The 13,862-nt window shown below is 59.6% G+C and carries 11 protein-coding genes; 9 read left to right on the top strand and 2 right to left on the bottom strand.

What is annotated here, in order from left to right:
• Positions 1-78 precede the first annotated feature (78 nt).
• The 5 genes from HT737_RS03435 to HT737_RS03415 all read left to right on the top strand — a co-directional run bounded on the left by HT737_RS03435 (position 79) and on the right by HT737_RS03415 (position 6,432).
• Positions 79-1,929, top strand: a complete 1,851-nt coding sequence (locus HT737_RS03435) for an extracellular solute-binding protein (protein ID WP_182401455.1) — start codon at positions 79-81, stop codon at positions 1,927-1,929.
• Complete coding sequence (locus tag HT737_RS03430) at positions 1,916-2,980, top strand: microcin C ABC transporter permease YejB (RefSeq protein ID WP_182401453.1); 1,065 nt, start codon at positions 1,916-1,918, stop codon at positions 2,978-2,980. Before HT737_RS03435 ends, HT737_RS03430 begins: the two co-directional genes overlap by 14 nt.
• Positions 2,980-4,002, top strand: a complete 1,023-nt coding sequence (locus tag HT737_RS03425; protein ID WP_047291430.1) for an ABC transporter permease — start codon at positions 2,980-2,982, stop codon at positions 4,000-4,002. The genes HT737_RS03430 and HT737_RS03425 overlap by 1 nt, the downstream gene beginning before the upstream one ends.
• 1 nt (position 4,003) lies before the next feature.
• Entirely contained in the window at positions 4,004-5,623 is a 1,620-nt protein-coding gene (locus HT737_RS03420) for an ABC transporter ATP-binding protein (RefSeq protein ID WP_182401451.1), read from the top strand.
• 218 nt (positions 5,624-5,841) lie between these two features.
• Entirely contained in the window at positions 5,842-6,432 is a 591-nt protein-coding gene (locus tag HT737_RS03415; RefSeq protein WP_131671723.1) for a hypothetical protein, read from the top strand.
• Between the two features lie 56 nt (positions 6,433-6,488).
• Here HT737_RS03415 and HT737_RS03410 read toward each other — a convergent pair whose 3' ends face one another.
• Together HT737_RS03410 and HT737_RS03405 are read right to left on the bottom strand one after the other, a co-directional pair.
• A complete protein-coding gene (locus tag HT737_RS03410; RefSeq protein WP_182401449.1) occupies positions 6,489-6,806 on the bottom strand; it encodes an SCP2 sterol-binding domain-containing protein in 318 nt (105 codons plus the stop codon).
• 49 nt (positions 6,807-6,855) lie between these two features.
• Complete coding sequence (locus tag HT737_RS03405; protein WP_095695843.1) at positions 6,856-7,566, bottom strand: histidine phosphatase family protein; 711 nt, start codon at positions 7,564-7,566, stop codon at positions 6,856-6,858.
• A gap of 206 nt (positions 7,567-7,772) precedes the next feature.
• Here HT737_RS03405 and sohB point away from each other — a divergent pair, with 206 nt between their 5' ends.
• From sohB to HT737_RS31660, 4 genes are all read left to right on the top strand, one after another.
• Positions 7,773-8,804: a protease SohB gene (sohB, locus tag HT737_RS03400; RefSeq protein WP_041072698.1), complete on the top strand. Its 1,032-nt coding sequence runs from the start codon at positions 7,773-7,775 to the stop codon at positions 8,802-8,804.
• Positions 8,805-9,058: 254 nt separating this feature from the next.
• Positions 9,059-10,414, top strand: coding sequence for a dermonecrotic toxin domain-containing protein (locus HT737_RS31670; RefSeq protein WP_306287160.1), 1,356 nt, complete (start codon positions 9,059-9,061; stop codon positions 10,412-10,414).
• Positions 10,344-11,303, top strand: coding sequence for a DUF6543 domain-containing protein (locus HT737_RS31665; protein WP_306287159.1), 960 nt, complete (start codon positions 10,344-10,346; stop codon positions 11,301-11,303). Before HT737_RS31670 ends, HT737_RS31665 begins: the two co-directional genes overlap by 71 nt.
• Before the next feature lie 34 nt (positions 11,304-11,337).
• A complete protein-coding gene (locus HT737_RS31660; protein WP_306287158.1) occupies positions 11,338-13,827 on the top strand; it encodes an NEL-type E3 ubiquitin ligase domain-containing protein in 2,490 nt (829 codons plus the stop codon).
• Positions 13,828-13,862 lie beyond the last annotated feature (35 nt).

Genomic DNA, 13,862 nt, shown 5'->3' with positions numbered 1-13,862 from the left:
GAGCACCGCAAAACAGTGTGGGAGCTGGCTTGCCAGCGATGAGGCCATAAACAGCGCCGTGCAAAAAAGGATCTGCCAATGTTCTCCAGGCTCATTCTGTTCAGCGCTTTTGCGCTGCTAAGCCCATTCAATTGGGCCGCTCCACAACCCGCGTTGACGGTCTACGGCGAAGCCCCCAAATTCGCCCCGGACTTCCAGCACCTGGCTTACACCAATCCCAACGCTCCCAAGGGCGGGACACTGCGCCGCTCTTCGCTGGAAAGCGGCCCGTTCGATCACCTGATTCCGTACATCGACAAAGGCACTGGCGTCGCCGAGATCGACGGCTGGCTCTACGCGCCGCTGGCCTATCGCAGCAAGGACGAACCCTACAGCGTCTACGGTCTGGTGGCGCAGCAGATGGAGCTGGATGCGGATAGCCGCTGGTTGCGCTTTTACCTCAACCCCAAGGCCCGGTTCGACGACGGCACGCCAATCACTGCCGAAGACGTGCGTTACACCTTCGAGCTGTTTATCACTCAGGGCAGCCTCAAATACCGCCAACAGTTTCGTGACGTCGCCGACGTCGTGGTGGAGTCGCCGACGCAAGTGCGCTTCAACTTCAAGAACAACGACAGCCGCACCTTGCCACTGGATCTGGCGACACTGCCGGTGTTGCCCGAACATTGGTGGCGCACGCGCAACTTCGCCGAGGGCGCCGGTTTCGAGATCCCGCCGGGCAGCGGCCCGTACCGCATCAGCGCGGTGGATGCCGGGCGCAGCGTGAAATTTCAACGCGTTGCCGACTGGTGGGCCAAGGACCTGCCGATCACGCGCGGCCTTTATAACTTCAATCACTTGAGTGTGGAGTTCTTCGCCGACACCGATGTTTCACGGCAAGTGCTCAAGGCTGGCGGCTTCGACTACAACCGCGAGTTTTCCGCGACCAGTTACACCATCGGCTATGCCGGGGCAGCGCTGGAGCAGGGCAAACTGCTCCGCGAACATCTGGCACCAGGTGCCGCGCAAGGTTCGCAGGGGTTCGTGTTCAACCTGCAAAAACCGCTGTTTCAGGATCGCCGGGTGCGGCAGGCGATCGCCATGCTCTGGGATTTCGAATGGAGCAACCGGCAGATGATGCGCAGCATGTACTTGCGCCAGCGCAGTTACTTCTCGCACAGCGCGTTGGCGGCCACCGAGTTGCCGGACGCCGAGGAACTGAAAATCCTCGGACCGTGGCGCGGCAAGATCCCCGACGAGGTGTTCACGCAAGTCTTCGAAGCGCCGAAAACCGACGGCAGCGGCAACATTCGCGCCGAGCAGTTACAGGCCCTGAAACTGCTCGAAGCCGCCGGCTGGAAACCCCATGGCGATCAGTTGGTGAATGCCAAAGGCGAACCGCTGCAGTTCACCTTTCTCAACGGTCAGAAGGGTTTTGAAAGGCTGCTGCTGCCGTTCAAGCGCAACCTGGCGCAGATCGGTGTCGGCTTCGATATTCGCCAGGTCGACACCGCGCAATACACCAACCGCGTGCGCAATCGCGACTACGACATGATCGTCGTGGGTTACCCGGTGAGTCAGGCGCCGGGGCGCGAGATGTTCAATTACTTCGGCTCCGACGGCGCCGACGATCCCGGCTCGAATAACTACATGGTGCTGCGTGATCCGGCGGTCGATACCTTGCTCGAGGGGCTGGTGCAGGCCGACAACCGCGAAAGCCTGCTGCGCCATGCCCACGCCCTGGATCGGGTGTTGCAGTGGGGTTACTACTGGATTCCCAATTACTACCCGCCGGGAATTTCCACGGTGTGGTGGAACCGTTTTGGCCGCCCGGCGACAGCGCCGCTGTATGACGCCGGGCTCGATACCTGGTGGGAAATCAGCCCGACCGCGCTGACCGCCACGCAGATGCAGCAACAACAAAAGGAGTATGCGCATGTGGGGTTATAGCCTGCGGCGTCTGCTGCTGATCGTGCCGACGTTGCTCGCCATTCTGCTGGTCAATTTCGTGATCGTGCAGGCCGCGCCGGGTGGCCCGGTGGAACAAGCCATCGCGCGCTTGCAGGGCATCGGAGTCGGCGCAGCGGTGGGCGGCGGTCATGTCGAAACCATTGGCGGCGAATCCCGCGCGACCCGAGGCCTGGACCCGAAACTGGTGGCCGACATCGAGCGTCAGTACGGCTTCGACAAACCGGCCGGTGAACGCCTGTGGCTGATGCTCAAAAGCTACGCGCACCTGGATTTCGGTCAGAGCTTTTTCCGCGGTGCCAGCGTCACCGAGCTGATCTGGCAAAAGCTCCCGGTGACCTTGTCGCTGGGCTTGTGGGCGACGTTGATCACCTATCTGGTGTCGATTCCGCTGGGCATCCGCAAGGCCGTGCACAACGGTTCGGCGTTCGATGTCTGGAGCAGCGTGGCGATCATCATCGGCTACGCAATGCCGGGCTTTCTGTTTGCGCTGCTGTTAATCATCGTGTTTGCCGGTGGCAGCGCGCTGGACTGGTTTCCGGTGCGCGGACTGGTCTCGGACAACTTCGCCGAACTGTCGCCGTGGGGCAAGGTTGCCGATTACTTCTGGCATCTGGTGCTGCCGGTCACCGCGTTGGTGATCGGCGGATTCGCCACCCTGACGATCCTCACCAAGAACAGCTTTCTCAACGAGATCTCGCGGCTGTACGTGCTGACGGCGCGGGCCAAGGGCTTGAGCCAGCGTCAGGTGTTGTACGGCCACGTGTTCCGCAATGCGATGCTGCTGGTGGTCGCCGGATTACCGCAGGCACTGGTGACGGTGTTTTTCGGCGGCTCGTTGCTGATCGAAGTGATCTTCTCCCTCGATGGCCTCGGCCGTCTGAGTTACGAGGCGGCGGTGTCGCGTGACTACCCGGTGGTGTTCGGTTCGCTGTTCATCTTCACCCTGTTCGGCCTGCTGATAAAACTGCTCGGCGACCTGTGCTACACGCTGGTCGACCCGCGCATCGACTTCACCGCGAGGACTGTCTGATGCTGACTCTATCTCCCATCGGACAGCGGCGCTGGGCGCGGTTCAAGGCGCATCGGCGTGGCTGGTGGTCGTTGTGGCTGTTTTTGCTGTTGTTCGGTCTGAGCCTGGGCGGCGAGCTCATCGCCAACGACAAACCGCTGCTGGTCGAGTACCAGGGCCAATGGTATTTCCCGGCGTTCAAACGCTACACCGAGCAGGATTTCGCCGGCGAACTGCCGTTCCAGCCGGACTATCGCAGCGCGCAGGTGCGGCAACTGATCGAAGAGCAGGGCGGACGGATGTGGTTTGCGCCGATCCCGTTCGGTTTCGATACCGTGAATTACGACCTGACCGATCCGGCACCGAGCCCGCCGAGCGCCGAAAACTGGCTGGGCACCGATGATCAGGCGCGGGATGTGCTCGCGCGGGTGATCTTTGGCACGCGGGTGTCGTTGCTGTTTGCCCTGGCGCTGACCGCTGCCAGTGCGCTGATCGGCATTGCGGCCGGTGCCTTGCAAGGCTATTACGGTGGCTGGGTCGATCTGCTCGGGCAGCGGTTGCTGGAAGTGTGGTCGGGACTGCCGGTGTTGTATTTGCTGATCATTCTGTCCGGGTTCGTCGAGCCGAATTTCTGGTGGTTGCTGGGGATCATGGCGCTGTTTTCCTGGCTGAGTCTGGTGGATGTGGTGCGCGCCGAGTTTCTGCGCAGCCGCGGTCTGGAATACGTGAAAGCCGCGCGGGCGTTGGGCGTTGGCGATGTGCAGGTGATCTGTCGGCACATCCTGCCCAATGCGATGAGCGCGACCCTGACGTACCTGCCGTTCATTCTCACCGGAGCGATTGCCACGCTGTCGGCACTGGATTTTCTCGGTTTCGGCATGCCCGCCGGCAGCGCTTCGCTGGGCGAATTGATCGGTCAGGGCAAGAGCAATCTGCAAGCGCCGTGGTTAGGGCTGACGGCGTTTTTTGCCTTGGCGCTGATTCTTTCTCTGTTGGTGTTCATCGGTGAGGCTTGCCGAGATGCTTATGATCCAAGGACTTGAGATGAGCGAAAATCTGATCGAAATACGCAACCTGCGTGTGACATTCAACGGCCAGCCTGTGGTGCATGGCATCGACCTCGATATTCGTCCGGGCGAATGCCTGGCGCTGGTCGGCGAGTCCGGCTCGGGCAAATCGGTGACCGCTCACAGCATCCTGCAATTGCTCGACCCGAACATCACGCGGATCGACGGCAGCATTCGTTATGCCGGCGAAGAGCTGCTCGGCGTGCATGAGCGTTATCTGCGCCAGTTACGCGGCAACCGTATTGCGATGATTTTTCAGGAGCCGATGAGTTCGCTGAATCCACTGCACACGATCGAGCGGCAACTCGGTGAGAGCCTGGCGCTGCACAAAGGCCTGGCGGGCGCGCAGGCCCGTGAACGGATGCTTGAACTGCTCGAACTGGTCGGCATTCAGAACCCGCGCGAACGGCTCAAGGCCTATCCGCATCAACTCTCCGGCGGCCAGCGCCAACGGGTGATGATCGCCATGGCGCTGGCCTGTGAGCCGCAATTGTTGATCGCAGACGAACCCACCACTGCATTGGACGTGACGGTACAGCGCAGGATTCTGTTGCTGCTCAAGAAATTGCAGCAGCGCCTGGGCATGGCGCTGCTGATCATCAGCCACGACCTCAATCTGGTGCGAACCCTCGCGCAGCGGGTGGCGGTGATGCGCGGTGGACGGATCGTCGAACAGGCGCCGTGCGAGCAGTTGTTCAGTGCGCCGCAGCATCCTTACAGCATTGAATTGCTGAATGCCGAGCCGGGCGGGCATGCCTTGTGTCTCGGCGCGACAGAGGACTTGTTGCAGGTGCGCGATCTGCAGGTGCGTTTTCGTCTGAGCGGCGGTTGGCTGCGGCGCAACACCTGGCTGGACGCGGTGAAGGGCATCGATCTGAATCTGCAGCGCGGCAAAACGCTGGGGATTGTCGGCGAGTCGGGCTCGGGCAAGTCGACATTGGGCCAGGCGATTCTGCGTCTGATCGACGCCGAGGGCAGCATTCACTTTGCCGGTGAGGCGCTGCAACAGTTGAGCGGCAAGCAACTGCGCCCCCTGCGCAAGCGCCTGCAAGTGGTGTTTCAGGATCCGTTTGGCAGCCTCAGCCCGCGCTTGTGTGTGGAGCAGATCATTGCCGAGGGCTTGCAGGTACACAGTGATCTGAATGCTGCCGAGCGTGAGCAGGCGGTGATTGATGTGCTGCGCGAGGTTGGCCTGGATCCGGCCACCCGACATCGCTATCCGCACGAATTTTCCGGCGGACAACGCCAACGGATTGCAATCGCTCGGGCGCTGGTGCTCAAACCGGATCTGATCTTGCTCGATGAACCGACCTCGGCGCTGGATCGCACGGTGCAGAAGCAGATCGTTGCTTTATTGCGGCGACTGCAGGAAGAGCATGGGCTGACTTACCTGTTCATCAGCCATGACCTGGCGGTGGTGCGGGCGTTGGCCCATGACCTGATTGTGATGAAGGAGGGGGAGGTGGTGGAGCGGGGTCGGACGGATGAGCTGTTTACGGCGGCGCGGCATCCTTATACGCAGGAGCTATTGGCGGCATCGTTTGTCACGACGATTTTGCCTGCTACACATACGGACAAACTTTTATCCGTGGTGTAGTTCCGTTACATTCCGCGCCCTGGCCAATACAAGGAAGTAGATGATGGCAAACCCATTTCCTTCCTCGGCAGCGCCACCGCTCATGGCGGCATGATCATCACTGCTCCGGTGACGTTTTCGTCGGCACGGCAGTCGGTGCCGTGCCGTTCACCCCGATCGTACCGTGCCCAAGCATAGCGAACGCTTTCAAATGGTCGACGAAACCACCGGCGAAAACCATGACTGTTAATTTTCACAAGCGCGTGGGTCTCATAGCGGCCTTTTTGCTGGTTTTTAGTGCGATGGGTCTCTATCTGCACACAAGGGAAGATGCAATGAGCGAGAAAGTGATGATGTACTACGGCGACTGGAGTCCGGAAGAAAACCGTTTTGATGCAACAAAATGGTTTCGTACCGATATGTACCGCAGTGATGTTGTCGATGGAAAAAAAAGCGCTGTAACCATGCTGCGTAACAGACCATTACCTTTTAAGCCAAGCGACAACGATGAGTTGGTAGCTGGCGCCATTGTGGCCCTCGAGGCGGCGTATCCGCCGGTCAATGGTGACTTGCTTGGCAAGGAATGGCCGATGCTGATTCCACGTATCCGCTACCGTTACAGCGCTTTCGAAGCGCCGGATCAGCCGCAGGATTATTACAACATTTATCTGAAGTACCAGGGTGAGCGGTATGTCATCACTTTCGCCCGGGATGCGCAAACCGGTGAAATCATTCCAGGGGGTAGTGTCCAGTTGATGTACCCCGAGAGTGAGACCCAGATCGCCGATCGGCAGGTCTTCAAAGAGCTGGACGCCGCCGGCATCCAATGACCCGGAAATGACAAATCCCGCCATCAAGGCGGGATTTGTTTGTAATGCGACGAATCTTACGACGGGAACAGCTCGGACAGCTTCATCGACAGCATCATGTCGCCTTCAACGCGCAGCTTGCCGCCCATGAACGCTTGCATGCCGTCGGTTTCACCGCTGACGATGCCTTTCAGCGTGTCACTGTCCAGTACCAGTGTGCAGTTGGCGTCTGGGTTTTCGCCTTCCTGGATGTCGCAAGTACCGTCTTTGACGATCAGCGCATAGTGCTTGTCTGCGTCGGTGATGTTGAAACCGAAGACCAGATCCAGACCGGCAGCGGCGGCTGGGTTGAACTTGGCTTGCATCGCTTTTACGGCATCAGCTACGGAGGTCATGGTTCGATCCTTTATGGGTTGATTGCAGCAGGGTCACAGTAATCCGGACTCAACGGTAGGTGATGAGTTCCGGGGCCTTCAGCAGTTGCAGATGCGCATGACTGTTGAAGGAAGCCAGAGTCACCTCGCGACCGCGGAATTTCAGCTGGTTGAGCGAGGTGTTGACGATTTGCCAATTCAGTTCAAAGGCCTGCCTGGCCGGTATTTGGGTAATCAGGTGGAGCAGGGCGGTAATGGTGCCGCCGGAGGTGAATACGGCGACTTTCTGATTGCCGTCGGCCTGTTCGAGGATGCGCTGGAGCCCCCCCTGAACCCGTTCGACGAAACCCAGCCAGCTTTCCAGCCCGGGGGTGTCGTGGGTGCCGGCCAGCCAGCGCTCGATGACCAGCGCGAAGATGCGCTGGAACTCGGCGCGGTTCTGCGCGGCGTTGCGCAGGATGTCGATGGCTTCCGGCTCGTCCTCCAGCATGGCGGGGATCAGCGCACGAATCACAGCGTCGGCGTCGAACTCGTTGAACGCAGAGTCGGTCTCCAGCGTCGGTACCGACAGGCCCTTGGCGCTGAATTGTTCCAGCGCGCTGCTGGCCGTGTGTTGCTGGCGGCGCAGGTCGCCCGCCAGGCAGCGATCGAAACGGATTCCCAACTCGGCCAGGTGCTGGCCGAGGATTTCTGCCTGGCGCACACCGATGGGCGACAGGACGTCATAGTCGTCTGCACCAAAGGAGGCCTGGCCATGTCGAATCAGATAGATGCTGCCCACGTCCGCGTCATCCCGGTACGTTGAAGGTTGTGGCGAGGTTATGAGGATGACGGAGTGCTGTCAATGAAAAAACATACGCTTGTTTGAAATGCCCGTTACAGGCCTGTTGCCAGAGGTTTCACGGCTGGCCGAGGAGGCGGCGCATGGGTATGCTGGAACCATCCCGCGCATGTTTGTGCATCCGCGCATTGTTTTAAGGAGTCTCTGTGGAGTTTTTCACCGAATACGCCAGCTTCCTGGCCAAGACCGTAACGCTGGTGGTCGCCATTCTGGTGGTGCTCGCCAGTTTTGCTGCGTTGCGCAGCAAGGGCCGGCGCAAGTCGTCCGGGCAGTTGCAGGTCAGCAAGCTCAATGATTTCTATAAAGGCTTGCGTGAGCGCCTGGAGCAGACCCTGCTCGACAAGGATCAGCTCAAGGCCCTACGCAAGGGCCAGGCCAAATCGGAGAAGTCCGAGAAGAAGCAAAAGAACAAACCCGAGGCCAAATCACGGGTGTTCGTGCTGGATTTCGACGGTGATATCAAGGCCTCGGCCACCGAGAGCCTGCGTCACGAAATCACTGCATTGCTGACCCTCGCCACGCCGAAGGACGAAGTGGTGCTGCGCCTGGAAAGTGGTGGTGGCATGGTGCACAGCTATGGTCTGGCCTCATCGCAACTGGCGCGGATCCGTGAGGCCGGCGTGCCGTTGACCGTGTGCATCGACAAGGTCGCGGCCAGCGGCGGCTACATGATGGCGTGCATCGGCGAGAAGATCATCAGCGCCCCGTTCGCGATTCTCGGCTCGATCGGGGTAGTCGCGCAGCTGCCCAACGTCAATCGTCTGCTGAAAAAGCACGACATCGATTTCGAAGTGCTGACCGCGGGTGAGTACAAGCGCACCCTCACCGTATTCGGCGAAAACACCGAGAAGGGCAGGGAGAAGTTTCAGGAAGACCTGGACATCACCCACCAGTTGTTCAAGAACTTCGTGGCCCGTTATCGGCCACAACTGGCCATCGATGAAGTGGCTACCGGAGAAGTCTGGCTGGGCGTCGCGGCGCTGGACAAACAATTGGTCGATGAACTCAAGACCAGCGACGAATACCTGGCCGACAAGGCGAAGAAAGCCGAGGTCTACCACCTGCATTACGCCGAGCGCAAAAGCCTGCCGGAACGCATCGGCATGGCCGCCAGTGGTTCGGTGGAACGCGTGTTGGTGAACGGCTGGAGTCGCCTGACCCAGCAACGCTTCTGGTAAGCCACTTGCATAAAAGGCCCTTCATTGTTCTGCAATGAAGGGCCTTTTTTATTGAGGTGGTATATATGTATTTTTTAAGTTTGAAATGTTGATTGTGCGAGCGTTGGTTTGATCTGATATTCGCGCTTTTATAAAGAGATCGGCTCGCTAAGCTGATGACTCCTTTAAGTGCGTGAGATCATCAATGTCCTCGTTAACCGATACAACTGCGTCAGCCACGCCAACTTCAGAACAGAAAGGCCTCTTTTTTTTATTTGATCAAAAAGAATGCACCGCCCTGGATATTGGCGGCTTCCGGGGCGTTGCGCCGCGAACTCTACGACAGCCTCATTGAAAGTCATCGCACGCGCAGTACCGCAGGCGCGCTCCTGAACAAACTGCAGTCACCCGAGCAGTTCTGCTCCCCCTTGCTGGCCAAGGCCATGTCCGACAAGCTGTCCACGCCTGTGGACGTGTCCGGCGTAGTGTTTCAACACGTGCGTTCAACGTCGAGCCTGCTGGGACTGCGCAAAAAACTGGTGCTGCCGATCAATCGCGATCTGCTGGTCGCCGCGTGCGAGAACTTCGAATCCCGCGAAACCGAGGCGAAAAACTACAGCGACACGTCACTGATCTATATCCCACAGAAACTGAACGCTGGCGTGGCTTCGATATTGCCAATACAACCCCATGAGTTTGCGCAATTGTGCCGGACACTGGATCTGGGCAAGCAATATCAGACTCATCTTGAAACGGTATTTGAACTTAACGTCGAATCGAACAATGTGCTTAGCCAGTGCGCTGCCCATGTGCGAAGTTGTTTTGATGTGGAACGGCATATTGCGCTGATGAAAAAACATATCAGCACGTCGGTTCACCAAATGTTGAAGTGCGTGAAGGACGGCGACAGCGCGATCAAACTGGGGAAAAACACCCTCGGGTATCAGAGTCTGGAAATGTTCAACATGACCCTGCATGGCCCGTTGTTCATCGGGCCTGTCAGCGAGCATGCCGACGATGATTATCGCTGCGTCGTTTACCTGCCGGGCGATCCGCTGCATCCGCTGAAAGAGTACGCCTCGTTCACCGACTTTGAGGTCGAGTTGAGCGGGCGCCTGAGAAACCCTGCATTCAAGACGTTCTTCATGGGCTTCCTGAAGCTGGGCGAGCGGGCGGCCTTTCAACAGGAACTGAATATTCGCCTGTATCCCGGTGGCAGTTCACTACTGACGGGCACCGGCACTTACGTGACGTTGACGGGTGTCGATATCGAGGGCGATCCCTTTACCGGGATACACCGTCAGCAGGTAACGCGGACCTTGGCCGACGCCCGGCTTCTGGTGGTTCCCACGGATGATGAAGACGAGAAAACCCGCCTCGCACGCCTGGAGACCTTCAAGGAAATCGGTATCGATCTATTGCTGGTCGCGGCCTCGTTTTTGCCCGGAGTGGGTGAAGTGCTGTTGACGGTGGGTACTCTGCAACTTCTGTCGCACGTCTATGAGGGCATTGCGAGTTGGACCCGTGGCGAGCAGGAGCAGGCCACGGATCACCTGTTCGATGTCATCGAAAAACATCATTCTGATGGCCGCTTTTGCCGCCGGGACGAAAGTCGTCGGGGCGGCCTATAAAACCGTCAGGTCGTCGGCCTTCATCGAACGTTTGATCGTGGTCAATCCGGGCGGTGGACGCCTGCGCCTGTGGAAGCCGGACCTCAAGGCTTTTCGTCAACATCGGCGGTTGCCCAAAGGATTGCCCGTCGACGAGCGCGGGTTACGTTGGCTCGAGGGACAGGCTTACGTCACCCTCGACTCCGTTCGGTACGCAGTGCATCAGCAACCCGAGACCGAACTGTGGGAAGTGCTGCCTCCACCGGGCGCAGCAGAAAGCTACCGTCCGTTGCTCGAAACCAATGACCGCGGCGCCTGGCGTCATGACTCGGAGCGGGTGCAGGAGTGGGGGCGGCTGACGTTGTTCCGTCGTTTCGGCTACACCAGAGAAGCGATCCCGGACGCCATGGCGACGCGTGTTCTGGCGGTCAGTGGACTTGATGACAGCGTGTTGCGGCAGGTGCATATCGATCAGGTACAGACCCCGGCACTGTTGGTCGATACCGTGCAACGTTTCATGGCGGACGCTGCAGTCAAAGCGTTTATCGAACAGTTACAGACGCCGAGTACGGCAGCGCTGGCCGACCCTGATCTGCAGTTGCATGTGCTCACCGCCGCGGCGAAATGGCCCTCCGATAACGCAATCAGCGTGGTCAACGCATTGGATTACCCGGTCAACCGTTACGGTTTGCAAACCGCCAAGAGCGTTATCCGGCTGACTGAGGACGCGCTGCACAAAGGTCAGTTACACCGCTCGCTATTGTCGAAGCTGTCGCGCAATCAGCGAGAAAGCCTGCTCGGCAACGCGTCGACGAACACGCAAGTGCAAATACAGGAGCTGGCGCGGATCGTTGCCGAGCAGGCTCAAACCGCGCGCCCCCGATTTGTTCCGGCGGGTATACCAGCGTAGCCAGGTCCCAGGCCATCCCCGGGTCGCGGTACTGATGCAACACTTTCCCGAGCTGCCCGCCAGTGCCGCCGAAGAGCTGGTGAATAATGCGTTCAGTGGCGAATGGCGCGAGCTGGACGCGAAACGCGTGCCCTTGCGGCTGGCGGAGGAGGCCCGGCGCTATCAGCAGATGATCCGTGTCTGTCGCGCCTACGAAGGTCTGTATCTCGATGGGGCGGGAGGGCAGTACACCAATCGACTGGTGCTCGATGCACTCAAACACCTCCCGGGCTGGTCGGACGCCGCGTTCGTGCAAATACTCGAATGGACCGCGACCCATGATTCGGCAGCCGCGATCGGGCCGGCGACAGCGAGCGAGCGCACGGTGGTCAGCGTGTTCGAGGATCGAATCAACGTCATTCAGGGCACCGACGCACCGCTTGTCACATTCACCAGGCGCATCCGCGAACACTATTTCCGCGCGCTCTGGATGGGGCTTTCGGCACAGCGCAGGACGGCGCTGGGCGTACAGGCGGAAAATGGTGCTGCCGCGTTGCAGGAAAAGATTACCCGCGTGGCGCAGGAGCGACGGACGATCTTCGCGCAGAGCGTTGGCGCGCGTCTCGGAGAGCTGTCACCCATGGGACTGGCCGAGCGTACTGCTGTCGTGTCCGGTGCGACCTCCGGCGAGGTGACCAATGTCATGGTGCGCCGGGCTCTGGAGCTGTATCCGATGCACACCCCTGCGCAGATTCATCGTCTGCTCAACGCTCTGGGCACCAACGAAATCAAGGTGCTGATGAAGCTCGAAGCGCTGCGGCTGGAGTTTTTCGCGCTCAGAGAAACCTTGAGTCGCTGGGTCAGCCGTCAGACCTGGCATTTGAGCGCCGATGGCACACGGCAGCCGACTCCCCGAGACAGCAAGCTGCGCGCCATGCGCGCGATCATTCGCAGTTGGCGCAAGGAGCCGGGGAATGTGGCTGCAGACCAAAGTTTATATGGCACCTTGCGGTTCGCGCCGGAGCCTTTGGGGGAGCTGCCGCCGGTGGTGGCCGATTTCAGTCATGTCGGACGGGTCATCATGGACGGTGTGATGCCCCATGCCGGACTGAACGAATTTCTGCGCAACTTCAGCCAGTTGCGCAGCCTGTCACTGAGCGACAATCAGCTCAGCCAGTTGCCCGAGTCGCTGGAGCGGATACGTTGGCTGACGCATCTGGACCTGAGCAACAATCGCCTGCAGTCCTCTGAAGCATCGCTTGCTCAATTGGGGCGGATGAAAGACTTGCGGGTGCTGCACCTTGATTTCAACCCGAACCTGGCGCAACTGCCCGATCTCGGTGGGCTGGCGCATCTTGAGCAGTTGACCGTGCGCGGTAGCCGGATGACACACTGGCCACAGCGCCTGTCCGGGCTGCTCCGATTACAGTTGCTGGATCTGCGCGACAATCGGATTCAAACCCTGCCAGCGCGGGCGTTCGATACTACTCAATTGCCGCAGATGATTCGCTTGCACGGCAATCCGTTGTCCTCCGAAACGCTGAAAAACATCGCGACTTATCAGCAGACCTTCAGTGGTCGTTTCGGTGTGACGGCGATGGAGGGGCGCAAATCCCCCCTGCAAACCGTGACGCGGGAAGATCAGAGTGTGCAGTGGCTGGCCGGGGAAAGTGCCAGCGTGGCGTCGTCCCGGCGCGAGGTATGGGAGGCGCTGCGCGCGTTACCTGATTCCGCTGACTTTTTTCAAGTGCTGTTGCAACTGGTGCACACCGCAGAATTTACCCACGTGTATCCGCATTTGCGCCAGCGTGTCTGGGATGTGGTGGACGCGGCTGCCGGCGATCAGCGCCTGCGTCGGTCATTGTTCAATGCGGCGCGCAGTGCCAGGGTCAGTGTCGACGGCTACAGCGCGTTGTTCAGCGAAATGGAAGTGCTGGTCTTGTGTTTCCGGGCGAGCGCGGCGGCCTCCGCCGGTGTGCAGGTGCTGGAAGCGCAACTGGTGAGTCTGCTCAAGGGCCTGTTCCGTTTGCACGAAGTGGAAAGCCTTGCGCTGGCGGACATCAGCGCACGTTTCCACACCGCGCCGATGGACTACGATCAGGCGCTGCAAGTCAGCCTGGCCTATCGGGTTGGTCTGGCGCAACGCCTGAACCTGCCGGCGCAGCCGCAGACGCTGAGCAAACCCTTGAATATCGAGGTATCGCCGACCGTCCTGGATCAGGCCTTTCAACAGGTGCTCAAGACCGAAAGCAGCGGCGCCTTACGCGACTGGAGCGTAGCGCAGACGTTCTGGGTCGAGTACCTGGAGTCGGCTCACGGTGATCGGTTTTCCGCCGTGAACGAACAGACGTCGCGGGAAATGGCTCAATTGGAAGGGCAGATCGAACTGACGCGCGAGGCGGCCTCGACGCAGATGAATGCCATCCTCGACAACTTCGGTAATCAGCGCCGGGAATTGATCGGGCAACTGACGGATCAGGCGTTGGCACGCCACGCCGAACTCGACGCAGCAAAGGCCGCGACGGCTGAAATGATGGAGGCTTGATGCGGCGTCGCTTGCACGCAACGCTTGGCGTTAAC

Source organism: Pseudomonas sp. MD195_PC81_125 (assembly GCF_014060985.1).
Classification (GTDB): Bacteria; Pseudomonadota; Gammaproteobacteria; order Pseudomonadales; family Pseudomonadaceae; genus Aquipseudomonas; species Aquipseudomonas parakoreensis.
The sequence above is the reverse complement of the archived record's forward strand: the minus strand, read 5'-3'. Positions and strand labels throughout refer to the sequence as shown.